The sequence below is a fragment of the Paenibacillus agaridevorans genome, from assembly GCF_003112455.1.
Classification (GTDB): domain Bacteria; phylum Bacillota; class Bacilli; order Paenibacillales; family Paenibacillaceae; genus Pristimantibacillus; species Pristimantibacillus agaridevorans.
Genome location: NZ_BDQX01000281.1, coordinates 1 through 21,576 on the forward strand (window position 1 = coordinate 1; position 21,576 = coordinate 21,576).

At 53.4% G+C, this 21,576-nt stretch carries 18 protein-coding genes; 15 read left to right on the forward strand and 3 right to left on the reverse strand.

Annotation, left to right across the window (positions count from 1 at the left end; genetic code table 11):
* The 4 genes from PAT3040_RS22245 to PAT3040_RS22260 form a co-directional block, all read left to right on the forward strand.
* Nucleotides 1–1,787: S-layer homology domain-containing protein (locus tag PAT3040_RS22245; protein ID WP_146200516.1), on the forward strand; the 1,787-nt coding region annotated here is incomplete at its 5' end.
* A gap of 136 nt (nucleotides 1,788–1,923) precedes the next feature.
* Nucleotides 1,924–2,838: an ABC transporter permease gene (locus tag PAT3040_RS22250; RefSeq protein WP_108994428.1), complete on the forward strand. Its 915-nt coding sequence runs from the start codon at nucleotides 1,924–1,926 to the stop codon at nucleotides 2,836–2,838.
* A gap of 16 nt (nucleotides 2,839–2,854) precedes the next feature.
* Nucleotides 2,855–3,751 (forward strand): carbohydrate ABC transporter permease, encoded by an 897-nt coding sequence (locus tag PAT3040_RS22255; protein WP_108994429.1) that lies wholly within the window; start codon nucleotides 2,855–2,857, stop codon nucleotides 3,749–3,751.
* 41 nt (nucleotides 3,752–3,792) lie between these two features.
* The gene (locus PAT3040_RS22260) at nucleotides 3,793–5,310 is read left to right on the forward strand and encodes an ABC transporter substrate-binding protein (protein ID WP_108994430.1); all 1,518 of its coding nucleotides are present in this window, start codon (nucleotides 3,793–3,795) and stop codon (nucleotides 5,308–5,310) included.
* A 561-nt stretch (nucleotides 5,311–5,871) separates the two neighbouring features.
* On the opposite strand, the gene PAT3040_RS22265 is transcribed toward PAT3040_RS22260, so the two are convergent.
* Complete coding sequence (locus PAT3040_RS22265) at nucleotides 5,872–6,750, reverse strand: AraC family transcriptional regulator (RefSeq protein ID WP_087566008.1); 879 nt, start codon at nucleotides 6,748–6,750, stop codon at nucleotides 5,872–5,874.
* Nucleotides 6,751–6,912: 162 nt separating this feature from the next.
* On the opposite strand from PAT3040_RS22265, the gene PAT3040_RS22270 reads away from it, so the two are divergent.
* From PAT3040_RS22270 to PAT3040_RS22280, 3 genes are read left to right on the forward strand one after another with little or no spacing between them, the layout of a single operon-like run.
* Nucleotides 6,913–7,971, forward strand: a complete 1,059-nt coding sequence (locus PAT3040_RS22270; RefSeq protein WP_087566009.1) for a Gfo/Idh/MocA family protein — start codon at nucleotides 6,913–6,915, stop codon at nucleotides 7,969–7,971.
* Nucleotides 7,968–8,828, forward strand: coding sequence for a sugar phosphate isomerase/epimerase family protein (locus tag PAT3040_RS22275; RefSeq protein WP_108994431.1), 861 nt, complete (start codon nucleotides 7,968–7,970; stop codon nucleotides 8,826–8,828). The genes PAT3040_RS22270 and PAT3040_RS22275 overlap by 4 nt, the downstream gene beginning before the upstream one ends.
* Before the next feature lie 19 nt (nucleotides 8,829–8,847).
* Nucleotides 8,848–9,747, forward strand: a complete 900-nt coding sequence (locus tag PAT3040_RS22280) for a sugar phosphate isomerase/epimerase family protein (RefSeq protein ID WP_108994432.1) — start codon at nucleotides 8,848–8,850, stop codon at nucleotides 9,745–9,747.
* A gap of 13 nt (nucleotides 9,748–9,760) precedes the next feature.
* On the opposite strand, the gene PAT3040_RS22285 is transcribed toward PAT3040_RS22280, so the two are convergent.
* Complete coding sequence (locus PAT3040_RS22285) at nucleotides 9,761–10,732, reverse strand: LysR family transcriptional regulator (protein ID WP_108994433.1); 972 nt, start codon at nucleotides 10,730–10,732, stop codon at nucleotides 9,761–9,763.
* A 199-nt stretch (nucleotides 10,733–10,931) separates the two neighbouring features.
* Between PAT3040_RS22285 and PAT3040_RS22290 the strand changes: the two genes are divergently transcribed.
* From PAT3040_RS22290 to allB, 8 genes are all read left to right on the forward strand, one after another.
* Nucleotides 10,932–11,771 carry a transporter substrate-binding domain-containing protein gene (locus tag PAT3040_RS22290; protein ID WP_108994434.1) on the forward strand — a complete coding sequence of 280 codons (840 nt, stop codon included), beginning with the start codon at nucleotides 10,932–10,934 and terminating at the stop codon, nucleotides 11,769–11,771.
* A gap of 80 nt (nucleotides 11,772–11,851) precedes the next feature.
* Nucleotides 11,852–12,499, forward strand: a complete 648-nt coding sequence (locus PAT3040_RS22295) for an amino acid ABC transporter permease (protein ID WP_181376772.1) — start codon at nucleotides 11,852–11,854, stop codon at nucleotides 12,497–12,499.
* Between the two features lie 16 nt (nucleotides 12,500–12,515).
* Complete coding sequence (locus PAT3040_RS22300) at nucleotides 12,516–13,337, forward strand: amino acid ABC transporter ATP-binding protein (protein ID WP_108994436.1); 822 nt, start codon at nucleotides 12,516–12,518, stop codon at nucleotides 13,335–13,337.
* A 15-nt stretch (nucleotides 13,338–13,352) separates the two neighbouring features.
* A complete protein-coding gene (locus PAT3040_RS22305; protein ID WP_108994437.1) occupies nucleotides 13,353–14,840 on the forward strand; it encodes an amidase in 1,488 nt (495 codons plus the stop codon).
* Entirely contained in the window at nucleotides 14,837–15,595 is a 759-nt protein-coding gene (locus tag PAT3040_RS22310) for a maleate cis-trans isomerase family protein (protein WP_108994438.1), read from the forward strand. Before PAT3040_RS22305 ends, PAT3040_RS22310 begins: the two co-directional genes overlap by 4 nt.
* Nucleotides 15,588–16,475 carry a transporter substrate-binding domain-containing protein gene (locus PAT3040_RS22315; protein ID WP_087566018.1) on the forward strand — a complete coding sequence of 296 codons (888 nt, stop codon included), beginning with the start codon at nucleotides 15,588–15,590 and terminating at the stop codon, nucleotides 16,473–16,475. Before PAT3040_RS22310 ends, PAT3040_RS22315 begins: the two co-directional genes overlap by 8 nt.
* 45 nt (nucleotides 16,476–16,520) lie before the next feature.
* Nucleotides 16,521–17,771 (forward strand): M20 family metallo-hydrolase, encoded by a 1,251-nt coding sequence (locus PAT3040_RS22320; protein WP_108994439.1) that lies wholly within the window; start codon nucleotides 16,521–16,523, stop codon nucleotides 17,769–17,771.
* Between the two features lie 46 nt (nucleotides 17,772–17,817).
* A complete protein-coding gene (gene allB / locus PAT3040_RS22325; protein ID WP_108994440.1) occupies nucleotides 17,818–19,212 on the forward strand; it encodes an allantoinase AllB in 1,395 nt (464 codons plus the stop codon).
* 99 nt (nucleotides 19,213–19,311) lie between these two features.
* Here the strand turns inward: allB and PAT3040_RS22330 are convergent.
* Nucleotides 19,312–21,576 (reverse strand): alpha-L-rhamnosidase (locus PAT3040_RS22330; protein WP_258235105.1); only part of this gene is annotated, 2,265 nt, incomplete at its 5' end.

The following is a 21,576-nucleotide window of genomic DNA, read 5'->3' on the forward strand; positions in this document are numbered from 1 at the left end:
AAGCCGTATCTCCGGGTACGGCTGTCGTGACGGTTGCATCGCGCGAGAATGCCGACGTTAAAGCCACCATCGTCGTCACGGTAGCGGCGCCCGATTATCCCGTTATTGAGCTGGACCGCCAGCTCGGCGATACGGAGGGCTGGACGGCAGCAGACGCGGTGAAATTCGGCGAAGGTACGGTTCGTATCTTCGGGGATGGCGTATTCGGCTATGGAGGAGAGAAGTTCGGCAGCGGATTGATTACTTTCAAGGCGAAATTCGACGACTTCAACACCGGCTGGTACGGATTCGCGCTGCGATCGGTTCGGACCGGTGATCCAACTTGGGTCAATGGCAATCAGGGATATCTGGTCGTCATCAAGGAGGATATGATCGAATTCCAGACGTGGAAGCCGGGTCAGACAATGGTGGACATTATCCCGAATACTTCCGTGTTGCCCAATCAAGAGCATCTCATCGAAATCGGGGCCATCAATGTCGAAGGTGGCGTCCGGTTTATCCTGAAGGTGGACGGGAAGGCTGTACTTAACGTACTGGACACCGATCCGGCCAACCCGATTCCATCCGAAGGCTACCTCAATGTATACAACTATGCGGGAGCGGAAGACGCCATCGAGCTGAAACCGTCGCGCAAGCCCGACCCTGGAACGGGAACCGGCCCTATCGTAACGCCCAAGCCTGAACCGGACGAAGAGTTGGTCGTTGTCCGCGAGAGCGATCTGACCTCGGGGAGCGGGGACGGCATCCTTGCTTTCGAGCTGGAGCCCGGTCAGCACGGCGTGATTTTGTCGCAAGAGATTCTAAAGTTGCTCGAGCATCCGATTGAGGTAAGGTCCGGGGAGCTGAAGCTTACCTTCGAGCCGGAGCTTCTCAGGAAGCTCGCGGAGGAGCAGCCGCGGAATGCCAAGCTGGCGATCAAGATGGTTCCACTGACCAAAGAGAACGTTGCGTCGAAACCTTCTGCAAGCTACAAAATGGTCGGAGTTCCGTACCGGCTTGAACTGCTTGCGCTGGTGGACGGCGAGGAGCCACGCTATATATCGGACTTCCCTGAGCCGATTCCGTTGGCATACACGGTTAAGCCATCCGGCGTTGACGTCAATGAGGAATGGCTGGGTATCTATTATGAAAATCAAGCAGGAAAATGGGAGTATGTCGGAGGCGAGTTCGATCCGGCCAGCCAGACGCTGTCTGCCGAGCTGCCGCACTTTAGCGTATACGCCGTGATGGAATACGAAGCGGCCTTTGCCGACATGCCGTCTGGACATTGGGCGAACGGCGCCGTCAAGGCGCTGGCCGCGAGGCACATCGTCACCGGGAAGTCGGAAGATCGTTTTGATCCTGACGGAACGACGACAAGGGCGGAATTTGTGGCATTGCTCGTACGGACGTTAGGACTGCAGAGCGAAGGAACGGCGGAGTTGCCCTTCCGGGATGTACGGCCGTCCGACTGGCATGCGGAAGTGATTGCGGCTGCCTACGAGGCTAAGCTGGTATCCGGACGTCAGGAGGATGTCTTTGCGCCAAACGAACGGATTACGCGGGAGGAGATGGCGGTCATGCTGCTGCGGGCTTACGCCTACGCCTCCGGCAAGAGCCGAGTGGAAGCTGGCGCTAGCGGGCCGAAGGACTTGACGGCCGCGTCGCAATGGGCGCGGACTCCGATCAGCGAGGTTGTCGGACTGGGCCTGATGACCGGTTACCCGGACGGCGAATTCAAGCCAAAGCGTCTCGCGGATCGGGATGAAACCGCACAGGTCGTTTATAATCTGCTGAAGCTATTATAATCATCATTTTGCTTAAAAATTGGTACGATAATTGATATTTTGTATCCATTTTAAGATTTATCTTTACCCCCTCCTTATGCCATGATGTGTGACAAGACGGCACTGCGACCCATCATGGATAAGGAGGTGAACAACTATGAAAAAAAGCCGGTTCCGTTTCGGCAAGGGAGACAGAGAGCTCAGCTTGCTCGCTCTCCCGTCGGTCCTGTACATTTTTGTTTTCAGTTATTTGACGATGTTCGGCGCGATTATCGCGTTCAAAAACTACAGGTACGACAAGGGCATTTTGGGCAGCGACTGGGCGGGCTTCGATAATTTCAAATTTTTCTTTATTTCCGAAAAAGCGTTTATCGTGACCCGCAATACGGTGCTGTACAGTCTATGGTTCTGGGTCGTCACCACGCTCGGCGCGTTGATCGTGGCCATACTGCTTAACGAGATATCGCGGAAGTGGAGCAAATATTATCAGACCACGATGTTTTTGCCCACTTTCGTCTCCTGGGTCGTCGTTATGTTTCTCGCGCAAATGTTCCTGAGCCACGATTACGGGTTTCTAAACCGCATGTACGAATCTATCGGCCTTGACAGGGTCCGCTGGTATCTGGAAGCCAACTATTGGCCTCTTATCCTGACCTTGGCTCATTTGTGGAAATCGATCGGCTTCTCGGCGCTTGTCTATTACGCGGGCATTGTGGCCATCGATCCGTCCTATTACGAGGCGGCGAAGATGGACGGGGCGTCCCGATTCCAGATGGCCCGCAAGATCACGATTCCGATGCTGTCGCCGCTTATCATTATTCTGATGATCATGGCGATCGGCAACATGATCCGGGGCGATTTCGGCCTGCACTTTTTTGTCTCGAACAATTCGCCTCTGCTGTACAACACCACCGATATTATCGATACGTTCGTGTACCGGGCGCTCAGCGTCAGCGGCGATATCCCAATGGCTACGGCCGTCGGCCTGTATCAGTCCGTGGTCGGGCTGCTGCTCGTGGTGGGGGCCAATTATACGGTTCGAAAAATAAGCGAAGAAAACTCGTTATGGTAGGATAGGGGAACGACCGATGGAAACTTACGCAAATCGACGCGGCGGCATGGTCAATATCTTTTTTAACGCTTTTTTTATCGTACTGTCCATGCTCATAGTCGCACCGTTCATTCTGATCGTCTCCGTCTCGCTGACGGATGAAAGCGCGCTGGCGTCATTCGGCTATTCGTTTCTTCCCAGCCGGTTCAGCACGCTTGCGTACGAATATTTGCTGCAGACGCCGATGGTCATTCTTCGGGCGTACGGCAACACTTTGTTCATTACGCTCGCGGGCACGCTGCTCAGCATTCTTCTGACGAGCATAATCGGCTACGTGATATCCAGAAGAGACTACGCGCTGCGCTCTCCGCTGACGGTATTCGTGTTTATTCCGATGATGTTTTCGGGCGGGCTGGTGCCGTTTTATATTCTGGTCACGCAATATTTGCACCTTAAAAACTCGTTATGGGCGATCATATTGCCTGGATTGCTGTCACCCTTCTACGTGCTGATCATGAAAGGTTTCATGGGCAAAATCCCGTATGAAATCATAGAGTCGGCCAAGATGGACGGTGCCGGCGAATGGCGGATCTTCTTCCGCATCATCCTGCCGTTGTCCACGCCGGCGCTTGCGACGCTGGGACTGTTTATCGCGTTCAACTATTGGAACGAATGGTTTAACGCATTGCTCTTCATCGATGATGACCGAAGGGTGCCGCTGCAGTTGCTGTTGGTGCGAATTATGAACACGCTGGATTTCCTTCGCAACAACAGCGAATACATTCAGGGGCTTGGCATCGACATGAGCCAGTTCCCGAACGAATCCGTGCGGATGGCGCTGGTCGTCATGGTCGCCGGACCGATGATGTTCGTGTTTCCTTTTTTCCAAAGATACTTTGTGCAGGGAATGACGGTCGGCTCGTTAAAGGGCTAACCGGCACTGAAATGGTTTAATTAAAATCAGGGGGAATAACCATGACAAAGATGAAATACGTGTCGATGCTGCTATTGTGCGGCGCCCTGCTGCTGGGAGCTTGCAGCGGCGGCGGTCAAGGAAACAAACCGGCGGGCAATGGCGGGGAGACAGCCCAGCCGAGCAACAACGGGAACGCAGGCGGCGAGGACGACAGCTTGTCCGAAGTGGAGCTGATCTGGTATTACGGGGTATCGCAAGTATCGCCGGACCAGAAGCTGATCGAAGACGAAGTCAATAAAATCGTGAAGGAAAAAATCAATGCAACCGTAAAGCTGCGGCCGGTCGATTTCGGCAGCTATACGACAAAGTTGAATACGGCGAGCGCCGCAGGCGAAAAATTCGATTTGGTCTGGACCGCCAACTGGGCGTTCAATTATGACGAAAACGTAAAAAAAGGCGCATTTATCCCGCTGGATGAGCTGCTGGAAAAACATGCGCCAGAAACGAAGAAAGCCATCCCTTCATTTACATGGGACGCTACCAAGTATCAGGGCGAGATCTACGCGGTGCCGAACTATCAGACGATCACATCGCGTTATGGCGTAAGCCTGCGGAAAGATCTGGTGGACAAATACGGTTTCGATACGAGCAGCGTCAAGAGGCTGGAAGATCTGGAACCGTTCCTGAAGCAGGTGAAGGAAAACGAAAAGGGCATCGTGCCTTTAATGCTGACAGGTCCAGGCACCGTGTTCGAGCCGTTTATGTACGGCTTCGACGACAGCGGCGTTCGGATCGGCGACGATACGTTCCAGAGCAACTGGCTGGAGCAGACGCCGGAGTATAAAAGCTTCGTTGAGCTGATGCGCGGCTGGTTCGAAAAAGGCTACATCAACGACGACGCATCGACGGTTAAGCAGATCGACTCCATCTACAACGGCAAGTACGCGACCGGTCTGGAAAGCGCCATGAAGCCGGGTTACGAAGCGGAGAAAAAAGCATCCAACGGAGGGTACGACGTGATCGGCATCCCGCTTACGGAAGCGACGACTCGCCGCACCTCCAATATTACGACGCTGACCGCGATAAGCCGTACGTCCGCAAACCCGGATCGCGCGATGATGCTGATCGAGCTGGTTAACAACGATCCGGAACTGTATAACCTGCTTAGCTTCGGAATTGAAGGGAAGCATTACGAGAAGGTGGAGGACAATACGGTCAAGATCGGCGCCAATGCCGGTTACAGAGCCCAAAACTGGGTGTTCGGCAACGTATTCAACGGCTATCTGGTCGAGGGACAGGCGGCGGACACTTGGGAGGAAACGAAAAAGCTTAACGAATCGGCGTTTGTGCAGCCGACCTTCGGCTTTGCATTCGACGACACCAACGTCAAGGCGGAATACGCCAACGTGATGGCGGTAAAGGCGGAATATCAGCCGCTTCTGATGACCGGTACGGTGGATCCCGACAAATATTTGCCGGAGTACCTGGAGAAGCTGAGAAACGCCGGCGCCGAGAAGGTGCAGGCGGAGCTGCAGAAGCAGTTGGATGCTTGGGTAGCTGAGAATGTGAAAAAGTAATTGGCATCCGGCATTACTGATTTCTATAGGTTTAAATAAAAGGGGATGTAATCACCTGTGGGTGATACAGCCCCTTTTTTTAGAATGTAAAAGTTTTCGGGCTTGGGAACTTACGCAAACGGGACAATAATTGAGCAAAAATACACAATTAAGATGAGGGAAGAGCAAGTTATTCGTACATTTGTACATATATACACAAATATTGGTTCCAAGAGATCCCGATCGAAGATAGGAAGCGAGAATTTGTGTATTTTCGTACAATTTGCTGCGCAGGGGCTCCGTTTGTTTGAGAAATTGGGGAGAAATGCACAAATGTGCAGAGAGGCTGATTTTCGGGCCATGCCATGCACAGCCCCGGCAACGGAAACGAGTTTATCTATAGTGGATGGTGATCCTTAAAAGTATGTTCAAATATAGAACGCTGAGCAGCTTTAGCCATCCAAACGTATCCCTCTTAACGTTATCCCAAGTATGTTCACGCTATGCGGCCAAACTCAAATTCAAAGAACCGTCAGGGTAGTTTTTCACTGACGGTTTTTCTCACGTTCAGGCGCGATACCATTAAACGTCCCTGAGCCTCGACGGCGATTGTTTTTTGTGTTTTTTAAACGTGCGGCTGAAGTAGAAGATGTCGTTGAACCCCGTCGCGGCCGCAATCTCGGATATGGTCAGGGGCGAATGGCGAAGCATGTATTCCGCCTTGTCGAGGCGGGTTGCCGTTACATATTCGGTAACGGTACGTCCCGTCAATTGCTTGAATACCCGGCTAAAGTGGAAGCGGCTCAGCCCGGCAATCTCGGAGAGCAGCTCGACACCAAGCGGTTCCTTGAAGTGGAGATCGATATAGTGCAGAACAGGCTCGAAGCGTTCGATGTTCTTCATCCGCTCCGCATATTCATCTTTGGTGAGTACACTTGCGACATGCCCTCTCATCAGCAGCGTCAACAGGCGGTACAGCTCCGATTTGACCGCAAGCTCGAAGCCGAAGGAGCGGGTCTTAAGCTCATGCGCGATGGATAGGACACATGCGTTCAACTCCGCGTTGCCCCTGATATGGTTGCGGAACAGGATGCGGTTCTGAATAATAGGCGCGATAAACTTCGTATCGGCGGCGTCCTCGAATTGGCTGTGCAAGAGCGAAGTATCCACGATTAGGGCATAGTAGAACAAATCGGACGACCTGCTTACTCCATGATGCAGTTCGTTGCTGTTGACGACGATCAGATCGCCCGGCTGAACCTCATAGGCCGTCGTGCCGCACTCCATAACGGCTTCGCCGGCTTCGATGTAATGGAATTCCAGATGCGCGTGCCAGTGGTGCGCAAAGAGCGTCGTGTCCGCATGTTCGAAGTGGGTGCGATGCACTTTGATCGGGAACCGGGGATCCGGCATGCTCATGGGTTCGCGCAAATTCTCGAAATTATCGAATGAATCGGTCATCCGCTCTCCTCCGTTTCTGCCAGAGCACAAATGTACAAATAATCCGCACGGCTTTGCATGGCTTACATGGCTTATTCCATTATAATACGGAAGTGTATACATGCCAAAGGCTAACGGGAATTTACACCCCCGTATTTTTGAAATGACAAGGAGAGATCGGAAATGTCAACTGTACAAATCGGCGTTATCGGAACCGGCTCAATCTCATCGTTGCATTTGAATGCTTATAAAAACAATCCGGACGCAACCATCTACGCGGTATGTGATCTGAACGAGGCGCGCGCCAAGGAAACAGCGGAGAAATACGGCGCGGTCAAAGTATATACGGATTACAACGATCTGCTCGCGGATCCCGGCGTGGAAGCCGTCAGCATTTGCACCTGGAACAATACGCACGCGGAGATCAGCATCGCGGCGGTTCGCGCAGGTAAGCACGTGCTGGTGGAGAAACCGCTCTGCCGCTCTGTTGAAGAAGCGCTTAACATTCAGAAGGCGGTTGAGGAGACAGGCAAAATTCTGCAAATCGGTTATGTACGCCGCTATGATCCCAACGGCCAGTTGCTTCGCTCGCTCGTCGAAGATGGGCGACTGGGTGAAATCTATTATGCGAAAGCGTCGATATTGCGCCGTCTCGGCAATCCCGGCGGCTGGTTCTCGGATATCGAACGTTCCGGCGGCGGCCCGTTGATCGACATCGGCGTCCACGCCATCGATATTTGCTGGTATATGATGGGCCGTCCGAAGGCGGTTTCCGTCAGCGCAAACACTTATCGCAAGCTGGGCAACCGCTCCAATGTCCAGGATCTGTCCTTCTATAAAGCAGCAGACTACGATGCAAGCAAAAACACCGTCGAAGATATGGCCAACGCGCTCATCCGTTTCGAAAATGGAGCTTCCCTGATGGTTGACGTCAGCTTTACGCTCCACGGAAAGCAGGACGAGACAGCGATTCGCTTGTATGGCGACAAAGGCGGCATGGAGATCGAGCCGGAAACAACGTTTGTGACGGAGATCAACAACCGTATCGTCAACGTGATCCCGCAGACGGATCATAAGGGCTTTGGATTCGAGGCGGCTTTCCAGAACGAGATCAACCACTTCGTCGAAAATGTTAAGAACGGTACGCAGCCGATCAGTCCGGTCGAAGACGGCGTCGAAATGATGAAGATTCTATGCGGCATCTACGAATCGGCGGAAAAAGGCGCTGAGGTGAGACTATGAAGCTGGGAGTAAGCACATACAGCCTGCACAGGGCATTCTCCTCGGGCGAGCTCTCGTTAACTGGCGTCATCGACTACATTGCCAGCATCGGAGCCGAGCATGTGGAGATCGTGCCGCTTGGCTTCAGCATGATCGAAGATCCGTCGCAGATCGAAACGATCCGTGACGCGGCTGCCGCAAACGGGCTGGAGCTGTCCAGTTACGCGATCGGCGCGAACTTTGCGGACAAGAGTGGCGCGGAATTCGAAGACGAGATCGAGCGGGTCAAGCGGGAAGTCGACGTATGCGCGGCGCTTGGCATCAAGCGGATGCGCCATGACGTTGCTTCCTCCAAGGATCTGTCCATCGGCAATTTTCTGGCGCAGCTTCCGCAATTGACGCAAGCTTGCCAAACGATCGCGGATTACGCAGCGGGCTTCGGCATTACGACAAGCGTGGAGAACCATGGTTATTTCATCCAACATAGCGACCGTATACAGGCGCTAGTCCATTCGGTTGGAAGGGACAACTTCCGCACGACGCTCGATGTAGGCAACTTTTTGTGCGCGGACGAGAATCCTTTGACGGCGGTGGCAAATAACATCGGCTTGGCGTCGATGGTTCACGTTAAGGACTTTTATGTTCGTCCGGCAAATCGTAATCCCGGAGAAGGCTGGTTCAAGTCAACGGGGGGCCAATATCTGCGCGGCGCGATCGCAGGCCAAGGCGACATCGACATACCTGGCGTGTTAGGCATCGTAAAACGCAGCGGCTACGACGGCTTTATTTCCATCGAGTTCGAAGGCATGGAAGAATGCCGCAATGGAACGAAGATTGCGCTCGACAATGTCAGACGTATATGGAACGAAATTGTTTAATCGAGGAGAGTGAGCGACAATGGTGCAACCAATCATGACGAACAAAATCGGCGTTATCGTCGACAGCTTTAAGTTAGGCGTTCGCGATGGCTTAGTCAAGGCGAAGGAGGTCGGCGCCGACGGCGTGCAGATCTATGCCGTCAGCGGCGAGATGGATCCGGCCAACCTGTCGGCATCTGCCCGCCGGGAGTTAAAGGATTATATCGCATCGCTAGGTCTTGAGATCTCGGCCCTTGTCGGCGATCTCGGCGGCCATGGCTTCCAGGATTCGTCGCTCAACCGCGAAAAGATCGAGAAGTCGAAGCGGATTATGGAGCTTGGCCTGGACCTCGGCACCAATATTATAACGACGCATATCGGCATCGTGCCGGATGACCAGAGCAGCGCCGTCTACCGTTCCATGCATGAGGCTTGCGTGGAACTGAGCAGCTTTGCTGCGGGAATGGGCGCCTTCTTTGCAATCGAGACGGGACCGGAGAAGTCCGCACATCTGAAGTCGTTCCTCGACACGCTGGGCTCAAGGGGCGTATCCGTCAACTTCGACCCGGCGAACATGGTCATGGTGACGGGCGACGATCCTGTTCAAGGCGTTTACACGCTAAAGGATTATATCGTTCATACGCATGCCAAGGACGGCATTAAGCTGGTGGACAATATTGATCCGCGCGATGTTTATGGCTTCTTTGGCTACGAGAAGGCGCAGGGTCTCGACCACGATGTCATCGCACAGCAGGCGGAGACCGGCGAGACGTTCCGCGAGGTGCCGCTCGGCGAGGGCAAAGTCGACTGGAACGGTTACCTCCAGGCTTTAAACGATATCGGCTATAAGGGTTATCTGACGATCGAGCGCGAAGTAGGCGCGAGCCCGGAGAAGGATATTGAGCTTGCCGTGAAATTCCTAAAGGGTTATAGAGGTTAGTGGTTCGTTCATACTAAGAAAACGACGCCTTCTCTCGGACGATGCCGAGGGAAGGCGTCGTGCTGAATAACTCGGCGATGGATTGAATTTTTTTGCGCGATACGGATGCCTCCGGATAAATCAAGTGTATCATGCGGGTAGGATATTCCTTGCCCAAACGGTAGACCAGGTAGGGAATGGAGGAATGCGCCAGTACGGAAGGCAGCTCGGATCCCGAATAATAGGTGGAATAAAATGTCATCGTCGTATAGATATGCGATGTAGGCAGTACCGTATACCCCACTCCCTCGGATACAAGATTGAGCATGATGCTCAAATCGTTAACCTCGACAATATCCTCGGGCATTTGCCCTAGCAATTGCAGCAATACTCTATCAATGAGCTTGCGCATGGGCTGATTGGAATAATACAGTATAAACTTGCCCCTTAGCAAAATATCCGCTGCTACTTCCCCATGTATGGAGGTTGATGGAGCGTTGCCCGGTCCAATCAGAAGCATTTCGTCCTCGTGCACCGGGATGGCGTTTAAGCCAGGCGTGGGTTGGAAATAAGGCAGGATAGCCAGATCGAGCTCGCCGACCCCTGTCAGATCGAGGATGACTTTATAGTCATCTGATAAAATATTGTATGGAAGGTTCGGAAACCGCTCGTGCATTTGCTCCAGCACCGGCTTGAAGATCGTCCACCCCAATGGCTTCGCTAACCCAATACGAAGTTTGCCATTCTCAGGCTCTCCTTTGCCCGTATCACGAATGGAATTCATTTCTTCCACCGCTTTGGCCGCGTGATAGAGTACCGCTGCGCCATAACGGGTGGGCAGTACCCCCCTGCGATTGCGTTCCAACAACGGCATGCCAAGCTCTTGCTCCAGCTTTTGCAATCTTATGGTCAGCGCCGGCTGAGACAGATGCAGCACCTGCGAAGCTTTTGATATACTCTTCTCCCTTGCCACCGTAAGATAAGCGTGCAAATCCATCCAATCCATCTTAATCACCTTCAATCATTGATACTTGAATCGTCATAACTCGATATATGTTAGTATACATTACACAAACATCGTTAGTACACGGGGGATTGTGATATTTAATATTTTTATTACCCTATTTTAATAAAATGATGTTATATTTCTTGACATAAACACGGCGTTGCGAAATAAGAGCCGTATTGAATTGGAGGGTGCGCAGATGAAACGGATCAAAATGCTTCTAATTGCGATGGCAGGAATAGCTCTGCTGCTGACGGCTTGCGGAGAAAATGGGAGTGTATCGCCGACGCCTGTATCGGGCGGGAATGAATCGGCAACGGCGACGAACAATCTGCTTGAACGGATCAGGCAGAAGGGAAAGATCATTGTAGCGACAAGCGGGACGTTTAAACCGAATACGTTTACGGACGAGGATGGTCAATTGGCCGGTTATGATATCGACTGGGCGAATATGATTGCGGATAAAATAGGCGTCGAGGCGGAATTTGTGACTGGCGATCTGGCGGGGCTCGTCCCCGGATTGGTTGCCGGACGTTATGATGTCATTCTCTCCGGTTTGATTATGACGGATGAAAGGCGCGGAGTAATCGACTTCTCCGAGCGTTACAAGGTAGACGGCGGTATTGCTGTCGTCCGCGAGGACAATGCAGTAGTAACGGATGTCCGTAATCTGGAAGGGCTTCGCGTTGGCGTCATTGGGGGATCGGGTTACATGGAGGATGTCCAGCAGATCGGCGGCTATAAGGAGCTGAAAGAATATCCGGGTAGTCCCGAAGCTTTCATTGACCTAAAGGCAGGCAGAATCGACGTTTATGTGGTTGCAAAGGGAGGCGCAAGCGATTTTCTGATGAATGACAAAGAAAAGCCGCTGCTAAAGATGGTTGGCGAAATTTATAACGAAAAGTATTCCGGTGTCGGCATTCCAAAGGGCGAAACCGAGTTGAAGCAATTGATCGACGAATTGATTGCAGAGAAGAAACAGGACGGCACCTATGATCAGTTGGCATTAAAGTGGTTCGGCTTCCAAATCCCGCATTGAGCGCGGGTAAAGGAGTGCAAGAGACTTAATCATGAAAGCCTGCTGAAGCAATGGCTCAGAGCGATGAAGGAGCGATAACCATGGATTGGGGAATTATATCAAGCTATTGGGATCTGTATATGCAAGGAACATGGGTTACCTTCAAGATTACGTTCCTGTCGATCATTATCAGTACGGTGATCGGTTATGTATTGGCGTTAATGCGTCTATCTTCCGTGGCGCCGCTTCGCGGAATGTCATTTCTATACGTATGGTTCTTTCGGGGGCTTCCCGTGCTGCTGCTTCTGTTCTTTTTCTATTATACGATGCCTTTCGGGTTGAAGCTTGATGCTTTTACTGCCGCGATTATAGGCATATCGATCAGCTCGGCCGCATTTAAAGCCGAAATTATCCGTTCCGGCATCATGTCGGTGGATAAGGGGCATCTGGAAGCGGCGGAGGCGCTTGGCATGAACCCGTTGCAAAAGATGGGAAGGATCACGATACCGCGAACTTTCCGGTTGCTGCTGCCTCCCTATATAAGCAACAGCGTCATTATGGTCAAGGAATCGGCGCTGGTTTCGATCATTACGGTACAGGATTTGATGTTTGCCGCGCAGAGAGCATTCAATAATACGTTCAAGGTAGCGGAGACGCTGGGAGTTGCCGGCATGATTTATTTGACAGTGACGACCCTGCTGATGTTTGTACAATATGTGTGCGAGAAAAAGATGAGGACGGGTGTATAACGAAGGAGGAAGCGGCATGATCGACATTCGGGAGCTTAACAAGCAGTTTGGCAAACATCTTATTTTGGATAATGTCTCGCTGCAGGTTGGCGAAGGGGAAGTTGTATCCATCATCGGGCCAAGCGGAGCGGGAAAGAGCACGCTGCTAAGATGTATTAATATGCTGGAGGTGCCGACATCCGGCTTGATCGAAATCGGCGGCAGGCCGGTCGCCTACAAAGCCAACAGGCAAGGAAGGCTGACATACCGTTCGCAATTCAACCTGACCTGGCTGCGGACAGAGGTCGGCATGGTATTCCAGCAGTTTCATCTGTGGCCCAGCAAGACGGTACTGCAAAATATTATAGAAGGCCCCTGTATTGTCAAAAAAATGTCCCGAGAGAAGGCGGTCAAGATTGCCGAGCAATTGCTGGAGAAAGTGGGGCTGCTGGACAAAATGAATGATTATCCCGCCCAGTTGTCCGGCGGACAACAGCAGCGAGTAGCTATTGCCAGAGCGCTGGCCATGGAGCCTAAGATCATGTTGTTCGATGAGCCGACGTCGGCGCTCGATCCCGAGTTGATTAATGAAGTGCTTGACATTATGGTCAAGCTGGCGAAGGAAGGCATGACGATGATCGTGGTTACCCATGAAATGTCTTTTGCGCGTCATGTGTCCGATCGGGTCGTATTTATGGAGAAGGGCAAGATCGCGCAAATCGGGTCGCCGGAGGCGCTGTTCCGTTCCCCTGACTCCAGAATAACGCAATTTCTATCGCAGCTTGATCACGATATCGATACGAGTCTTATGGGAGTCGAACCTAATCATAGTCGGCAAAGGCCGGAATCTGCGGGTTGAAGGGGATAGTGATGCATGGATACATTATTGGGACTCGCCGGCGCGGAGCAGGCGAGGTTAATACGAAGCAAACAAGTTTCGCCTGTTGAATTGATGGATGCCGTTCTGCAACTCGTTCATGCCCTTAATCCGGTTCTGCATGCCTTTTGCGAATTAAATGAGGAAGAGGCGAAACGGTCGGCGGTGCTAGCGGAGCAGCAAGTCATGAGGGAGGAAGAATTGGGACCGCTGCATGGCGTCCCTCTGTCGGTTAAAGATCTGATTTTGACCAAAGGAATACGCACTGCATTCGGCTCGCGCGCCTATGAGCAATATGTTCCGTCTGTTGACGATGTATGCGTAGACCGGATGAAACGGGCGGGAGCCATCGTAATTGGTAAAACCAATGTATCCGAATTCGGGTATCGGGGCGTAAGCGGCCGGTTCGGCGTACTGAAGAATCCATGGGATATGGATGTGGTGCCCGGAAGCTCAAGCGGAGGTTCTGCAGTAGCCGTCGCAACCGGCATGGGCGCCCTGACATTAGGAAGCGACGGAGGCGGCTCGATCCGCATTCCGGCAAGCCTTAACGGTCTCTACGGCTTAAAGCCGTCGATGGGGCGAGTGCCCTTGTATCCCGGCAGCAGAGACCCGTCAATGCCTGGGAGCAGCAGTTGGGAATCGCTGGAGTGCATCGGCCCGTTAAGCAGGACCGTAGAGGATGCCGCGCTGATTATGTCGGTCATCGCCGGACCTCATCCAATGGACAGACATAGTCTTCCGGGTTTGCCCGACTACATGGCCGCCATTCGGAACGTTGATTTGCGAGGTTTGCGGGTCGCCTGGAGCGAGGATCTTGGATATGCCGCCGTTGAACCAGAGATTAGGCAGGCCGTCCGACTGGCAGCCAATGCATTCGAACAGATGGGCTGCATTGTGGAACAAGGGCATCCCGACTTGTATGATCCGTCAGATGTATTTTTGGGACTGATCGCGCGAGACAGCGATTTGGCGGGATTACGAAAATTGGCCGAACAATATGGCGAAGATATGAATCCGTTCCTGAGGCAATTCATTAGCCGGACTTGGCGAGATGAGGATCTGACGGAGGCGGCCATGAGCAGGCAGCAATTCAATATTGCATTCCGCACGTTCATGTTGCGCTACGATTTGCTGCTTATTCCTACGTTGGGTGTTCCGCCGTTCCCGGCAGCCTTGAACGCGCCGACTGTCATTGACGGACGCGAGGTGTCCGAGTCGCATTGGTCCACTTTTAATTGCTGGTTCAATATGACGGGCCAGCCTGCGGCAACCGTGCCGATCGGCTGGACGAGCGATGGTTTGCCGGTTGGCTTGCAGATCGTCGGAGGACATTTGCAAGATGAGATCGTACTTCGGGCATCCGCTGCTCTGGAGCAAGCATTGCCATGGCGACAAAAGCTGGATTCGTTGGTGGAACGATGGACGAATCCGAAAAATCGTTTTTCGGCGGATGTGATGAAAGGGAGCGAAACTTTGATATGAACAGAATAGGGATGATTATTCCGTCATCGAACACGGTCGTTGAGCCAATAACAACGAAATTATTATCAGAATATTCGGACATTAGTGTTCATTTTGCAAGATTTGGTGTCACGACCATAGAAGTAAGCGATGAGGCAAGACGCAGATTTAGTGAAGATGCACTTCTTGAGGCCGCCAAGCTGCTGAATGATGCTGATATGGACGTTATCGCATACAATGCCACCTCCGGAGGATGGTTAGGGATGGAGTGGGATACCCGGCTATGCGACAGGATTGGCGGTCTGACCGGCAAACCTGCGACAACGGCATTGCTATCATTATTAGAAGCGATGGATTATTGCCGAATCGGCAGTTTCTGTTATGTGAGTCCATCCACCGATTCAATTGTGCAATCGGCGATTGCGCAGTTTGAGAGAAAAGGCTACAGCTGCACAGGCAGCCGGGGATTTGGTATCACCATGAACCGGGAGAGCAGCAATATTAAGGCGGACGACATTTTGGCGGCTGTCGAAGATATATGGGTGCCCAATACGGATGCCATTGTATTGTCCGGCACCAATATGCGCGGCAGCGCATGCGCTGCACGGCTGGAGGAGCATTATGAGGTTCCGGTACTGGATACGGTGGATACCGTCTTGTGGCAATGCATGAGGCTGCTGGGCTTGAGTCATAATCGAGTCGGATTCGGTGCGTCTTGGATGAACGAAGCTGAAAATTTCGCAAACAAACAAATGGAGGGCATAACCTATGAATAAGTTTCTAAACAGTGGGAATTCCGTCAAAAGAAACGGGCGGTATACGATTCTGCTTCTAGTTGCAATGATGTTATGGATATCGGCTTGCGGCGGCGCAAATACGCCGCCGGCAGTTCAATCGACGGAAAAAGCCGCCCAGACGGAAGAGCCGGCTAAGAGCAGCGCGGTCAGCACGCTTGATCGAATCAAGGAAAGGGGCAAGATTATCATCGGCACAACGGCGACATCGCGGCCAACGCATTTCACGAACGAGAACGGGGAACTGGACGGCTACGATATCGATTGGGGCAAGTTGATCGCGGAAGAGCTGGGCGTGGAGGCGGAATTCGTAGCAGGCGCGTTTAGCGGGCTGGTCCCGGGATTGGTAGCAGAGCAATACGACGTAGTCATATCCGCTTTGGTCATTACAGAAGAAAGGAAGGAAATGATTGATTTCACGGACATATACATGACTGATGGGGCAGTCGCGATTGTGAAGGAGGACAACGATACGGTGACAGGCTTGGACGATTTGACCGGCCTGACGGTGGGGGTGCTGTCCGGTTCGGGATTTGTCGAGGACGTAAAAGCGATCGGAGGCTACAAGGAACTCCGGGAATATCCCGGCAATCCGGAGGGATACATTGATCTGAAAGCCGGGCGCGTGGATGTTTATGTAGCCGGCAAAACCGGAGCCAGCGACTTTATCAAATATGATGAGGGATCGCCGAAGCTGAAGATGGTAGGCGACCTGTACAACATGAAATACGACGGGATCGGATTGAGGAAAAACGAGCCGGAATTGCTCGCCGCCCTCAATGACATTATTGCCGCCCGCAAAGAAGACGGCACCTATGACGAGCTGGCTATGAAATGGTTCGGCTATGCAATGCCGCATTAAGCGGAGGAAATGGTCGCTATCTTATAGGATTTCAGGTGATATAGAATGACTCGTCACTACTTGGAGCAAATATTGGAGACGTTGAATCGGTATGGGAAGACGGATAACGGAATGATGAGGCTGGCCTACAGCAAGCCGGAACGGGATGCGGTAGCCTGTTTCGCCGAGCTGTGCGAAAGAGAGGGGATGCAAGTGCGTTATGACGCTTGCGGCAATCTGATCGCGCGGAAGGAAGGGAGGAATCCGGAACTGCCGGCCGTAGCTTTCGGCTCTCATCTGGACACGGTGTCGAATGGCGGCCGTTACGATGGAGCGGCGGGTGTCGCAGCTGCAATAAGCGTCATTCACAGCTTTAATCTTCAGGGCGTTCAAACCGACTGTCCTCTTGAAATCATATGTTTCGCATGCGAAGAGTCGTCCCGGTTCGGCGTCTCGACCATCGGAAGCAAGGCCATGAGCGGGGAATTGAAGAAGGAAGGTTTGGAGCGGCTGAAGGACAACAAAGGAATAACGTTGCCAGAAGCGTTGGATGCGAGCGGATATACGTTCGCGAGCATCGAAGATAGTCTGCGGGACGGCAAGGAACTGCGAGCGTTCTTCGAGCTTCATATCGAGCAAGGACCGTATTTGGAGAACGAAAAGAAGCAGATCGGCGTTGTCTACGCGATTGCTGCTCCTGTCAGACTGGCGGTCACGGTGCGGGGCCGAACGGCTCATTCGGGAGCAACGCCTATCCATATGCGTAAAGACGCTTTATTGGGAGCGGCCGAGATTGCGCTGGAGCTGGAAGCGATGGCGAAGCGAGAGCTGCTTAACGGGATGGTGGCCACTGTTGGAGTGCTGAGCGTCAATCCCGGCGCCATCAACGTGGTGCCGGGATTGGTGGAGATGCAAGTGGATATTCGCTGCTCGACGGAGCAGGTCAAACGCCAGTCGATGGAAGAAGTACGCAAGCTGTTCGAGCGGGTCGGCCGCGAGAGGGGATTGTCTATGGAATGGGAGCTGCTTAGCGACGAATCGCCGACGCTTCTGCATGGCGACGCGATTGCATCCATTCGATCGGCATGCGAAAGCCTGGGCTTCAGTTATGCAGTCATGCCAAGCGGTGCGGGACATGATGCCATGAATATGACCCGCCTATGTCCGACCGGACTGTTGTTCATCCCGTCGCGCGAAGGTCTCAGCCATCATCCGGACGAATATACGTCAATCGATTCGTTATCCGAAGGAGCAATGGTATTGGGCAAGGTCATACGGCAATGGGCGCAAGCAAAGGGGCCGGGAACTACAGAATAATGCAGCGCTCGGAACGGGCGGCACAGGAAAGGAGCGAGCAAGGCCAGTGCGTTGGGATCATATTGTACGCGGTGGAACGATAGTTGCGCCTGAAGGCATGCATGTGGCAGATATTTATATTAAGAACGGCAAGATAACGGCCATCGCCAGCGAAAAGCTGCCGGGGGAAGCAAGGGAGGAGACCGATGCACGGGGACTGCATCTTCTGCCTGGCGTCATCGACATCCATGTGCATTCGAGAGATCGCGGGGCGACGCATAAGGAGGACTTTGCCCATTCAACCAGAGCCGCGGCCGCCGGCGGCGTTACGACACTGTTTGAGATGCCCAATACGAATCCGCCGGTTTATCATGCGGAAAGCTTTTTAGATCAAGCTCATTATTTGGAGCGGAAAGCATTCGTCGATTTCGCCCTGTGGGGCATATGCCTTGGTGAACTCAACAATAAGCATCTCGATTCGTTGGCCGAAGCCGGGGCTATCGCATTCAAATATTTTTGGGGTTATGCCATCCAGCAGCTTACCTATCAGTTGGTCTATCAAGCCGACGGCTCGGATCCCGACATTATACCTCCCATGGGAGACGGAGAGGTATTCGGGCTGTTCGAACAGGTCGCGCGTACCGGCAAAGTATTGGCGATTCACGCCGAGAACTATGATTTGATCCAAACGATGACGCGACAGGTCAAAGCCGGCGCCGCGCGCGATTATGATGCGATGCTTCGTGCCCGGCCAGGACTCGCGGAGAAGCTGACGATTCAGACGGCTATCGCGTTTGCGAAGGAGACCGGAGCCAGGCTCCATATTTTGCATATGAGCACGGGCGATGGCGTCGACCTGGTGCGCGAGGCGCAGAAGCAAGGTATCGCGGTTACGGCGGAGACATGTCCCCATTACTTGTTTCTGTGCGACGAGGACTACGAGCGGCTCGGATCCGAGATGAAGGTGTATCCGCTGATCAAGCGCAAGAGGGATCAGGAGAAGTTATGGCAAGGCATTGAAGACGGCACGATCTCGATTGTATGCTCCGATCACGCGCCTCATACCGAAGTGGAGAAAACGGGCGACATATGGAGCATTCCGTCAGGCATATGCGGGGTCGAAACGTTGCTTCCGCTAATGCTGCAAGGCGTTCATGAAGGCAGAATCACCTTGCCCCGCTTGGCCGCGCTGCTCTCGGAGAATCCGGCCCGTCAGTTCGGTTTGTATCCCAGGAAGGGCAAACTTCAAATTGGCTCCGATGCCGACATTACGATCGTGGACTTGAAGCGCAAATCCGTCATCCGGCGTGAAGAGCTTCACAGCAAAAGCAAGGTGACGGCGTTCGATGGCATGCCGGTTAATGGTTTGCCCGTAAAGGTCATCCTTGGAGGCAGGACGGTGATGGAGAACGGAGCTTTGATCGGTGATCCTGGCGGCAAGCTGGTTAATCCATTAGGATGAGGACAGACTGTCCAACATGTCCTTCGTTCTCCAAGCCTTTAATACAAACAGCCAGCCCGGACGCCGGGCTGGCTGTTCTGCGCGTGCGGCAGCAGTTAATCAAATACCTGTAACAGTAAGATCATATCTCCCGGATTCGATTCGCAGCTCCAACCGCTCCTCGATTTGTTGGACGCCGAGGATGCCCGCCGCTTGCCCGCATACCTTACCGTTCGCCCAAATGGCGACATCAGATATCCGTATAACGGCATGATGGCAGTCTTCCGGCTTGAACATTGGCAACACAAGTTTGGCCTTCATCGCTGTCGGCACTTGAAGTGTCAGCCTATACTCATTCGGCGACTCTTGCGTTCCTCGCTCCCACCCGGCGGACAAGGCGCCGAACGGTGTGGCGACGGCAGCCTTCACATGCGAAAGCCCTTCCGGCATAAAAGGCGCGATCTCGGCTTCCGCGAAGCCAGGCGAAAGCGAACGTATGCCCACCACGTATTCCTGGAGCATCCTGGCCGGGTAACCGTTCCATGCATGGCAATGCGATTCGATATCGTCCCAGCCTTCCCACATGGTAGGCGCCCCTTGACTGATCATATAACCCCAGCCGGGATAGCTTTCCTTGCTAATCAGCCGATAGGCGGCCTCGCCTTGCCCATTCTCAAAGAGTGCCCGCAGCAGCGGCAGCGACAATACCGTGCGGCTTTCCCACGGGGAGTTCGCGATATAATCGACGATATCGGCGGCGTCGCCGGCAGGCGCAAGTCCGAGATGCACGGCAAGCGCGTTGACGCCTTGATGAATCTGGCCGGTACCTAGGCCGGAGCGGAACCGGCGGGCAGCCGAATCATACAAACGTTCGACAATCGCTTCCCGTAGCAGACGCGCCTCGGCATCGTAATGCGCGGCATCCCGATCCCGGCCGATAAGGCCGGCCATCCTCGAGAGGACGTCAACTGCCAGGTGCAGCTTCATGTTTTGCACCGCAAAGGGTGCCGAGCTAGTCTCCTGCTCCTGCGGATTGGAGCCATGATCGACGGACGGATACGGCCAATCGCTGATATGCCAGCCTTTGTCGAGCGGGACAAGACCGGAATTTGTGTCTCGAATGCCGAGATAGTAGTCGACCATGCGTTTGGCTGTATCGTAATACCTTAAGATCAGGCGATCGTCGCCGGTATGCATGTACAGTTTCCAGAGCAGGGAGCAGAAGTGCAAATCCCATTCGGGAATTTGCAGCTTGAAATCCGGCTTATCGTAGTTCGTCGGATAGACAAACGGGAAGGTTCCGTCATCCAGCTGCCCTCCCGCGAAATCAGTAAGCACCTTTTCCAGTGCTGCCCTGGCATCGAAATTGTACAGCAGCGTCTCTGCCTGAAGATCGGAATCGGCGAGATATTGCGCCTGCTCGCGATGCGGACAATCGACGATTTGGCCCAGCACATTGTTTTTCTGCGTGCGGATGCAGGCGGCGTACAGCTTGTTCAGAAGCTCGTCGGACGAGTCGAACGAGCCGAGCTCGGCCATTCCCGTATAGGCGAGCACAAGCGACAACTGCTCTCCTGGCCGAATCGTTTCGGGATAACCCGTCACCTCGATATATCGGAACGCCTTGTAAGAGAAATCCGGCTGCCAGGTTTCCAACTCATCGCCGCGCATCTTGTACTGATCGTAATAATGATGGGATGTTTCGTTGCTTACATGATGTTTGACAAAGCCATGCTCGTCCAGGTCCTCCGAGTACCGCAGCCGAATTGTCGTTCCCGAGATGCCGGGCAGCGTAATCCGCGGCCAGCCCGACAGGATTTGTCCGGCGTCGAACACTTGCCGAAGCGTTTCCGGCGCTCCGTCATCCCCCGGCGTCAACGCTTGCTTGACGAGGGACGGCACAATCAGCTCTGCTTCGGCTCCCTCCTGCAGGCGCTGTCGCTTCATCGGCCAGCGATGAGCCGGAATCCCCGACGGCACGGCCTGCAGGCATGCTTCTGCGGCAAAGTCCGTCCGGTTCCACGCTGGATCCAGCTTTCGGGCATCATAATCTTCGATGGCGGATACACGCCTGTTTTGCTGGTAGGGGGTTCCGCAAGCATGCGGAATTTCCTGTACGATCTGCCAGGATTCGTCCGTACCGAATGTTTCGCTTGAGCCGTCTTCGTAGATCACTTCGAGCTGCAGGCGGAAGCCGGGCAAGCCGTCGACATAGTTTTGACCGCCGCCTCCCAAATAGTGGGCAATCGCAGCCAGACATACTTTGCCGGGACGAAGATAAGAGGTTACCTCATAGGCCGTATACAGCTTGCGCTGCTCCGGATTGGTCGGCGCGGGGGAGCCATAGCCGCCGATTCGGCTTCCGTCGATGAACAGACGCATGGC

What these genes read in the sequence shown, in the direction of transcription:
- PAT3040_RS22250 (WP_108994428.1), top strand. Translation starts at nt 1,924, where the DNA reads ATGAAAAAAAGCCGGTTCCGTTTCGGCAAGGGAGACAGAGAGCTCAGC.
- PAT3040_RS22255 (WP_108994429.1), top strand. Translation starts at nt 2,855, where the DNA reads ATGGAAACTTACGCAAATCGACGCGGCGGCATGGTCAATATCTTTTTT.
- PAT3040_RS22260 (WP_108994430.1), top strand. Translation starts at nt 3,793, where the DNA reads ATGACAAAGATGAAATACGTGTCGATGCTGCTATTGTGCGGCGCCCTG.
- PAT3040_RS22265 (WP_087566008.1), bottom strand. Translation starts at nt 6,750, where the DNA reads ATGACCGATTCATTCGATAATTTCGAGAATTTGCGCGAACCCATGAGC.
- PAT3040_RS22270 (WP_087566009.1), top strand. Translation starts at nt 6,913, where the DNA reads ATGTCAACTGTACAAATCGGCGTTATCGGAACCGGCTCAATCTCATCG.
- PAT3040_RS22275 (WP_108994431.1), top strand. Translation starts at nt 7,968, where the DNA reads ATGAAGCTGGGAGTAAGCACATACAGCCTGCACAGGGCATTCTCCTCG.
- PAT3040_RS22280 (WP_108994432.1), top strand. Translation starts at nt 8,848, where the DNA reads ATGGTGCAACCAATCATGACGAACAAAATCGGCGTTATCGTCGACAGC.
- PAT3040_RS22285 (WP_108994433.1), bottom strand. Translation starts at nt 10,732, where the DNA reads ATGGATTGGATGGATTTGCACGCTTATCTTACGGTGGCAAGGGAGAAG.
- PAT3040_RS22290 (WP_108994434.1), top strand. Translation starts at nt 10,932, where the DNA reads ATGAAACGGATCAAAATGCTTCTAATTGCGATGGCAGGAATAGCTCTG.
- PAT3040_RS22295 (WP_181376772.1), top strand. Translation starts at nt 11,852, where the DNA reads ATGGATTGGGGAATTATATCAAGCTATTGGGATCTGTATATGCAAGGA.
- PAT3040_RS22300 (WP_108994436.1), top strand. Translation starts at nt 12,516, where the DNA reads ATGATCGACATTCGGGAGCTTAACAAGCAGTTTGGCAAACATCTTATT.
- PAT3040_RS22305 (WP_108994437.1), top strand. Translation starts at nt 13,353, where the DNA reads ATGGATACATTATTGGGACTCGCCGGCGCGGAGCAGGCGAGGTTAATA.
- PAT3040_RS22310 (WP_108994438.1), top strand. Translation starts at nt 14,837, where the DNA reads ATGAACAGAATAGGGATGATTATTCCGTCATCGAACACGGTCGTTGAG.
- PAT3040_RS22315 (WP_087566018.1), top strand. Translation starts at nt 15,588, where the DNA reads ATGAATAAGTTTCTAAACAGTGGGAATTCCGTCAAAAGAAACGGGCGG.
- PAT3040_RS22320 (WP_108994439.1), top strand. Translation starts at nt 16,521, where the DNA reads ATGACTCGTCACTACTTGGAGCAAATATTGGAGACGTTGAATCGGTAT.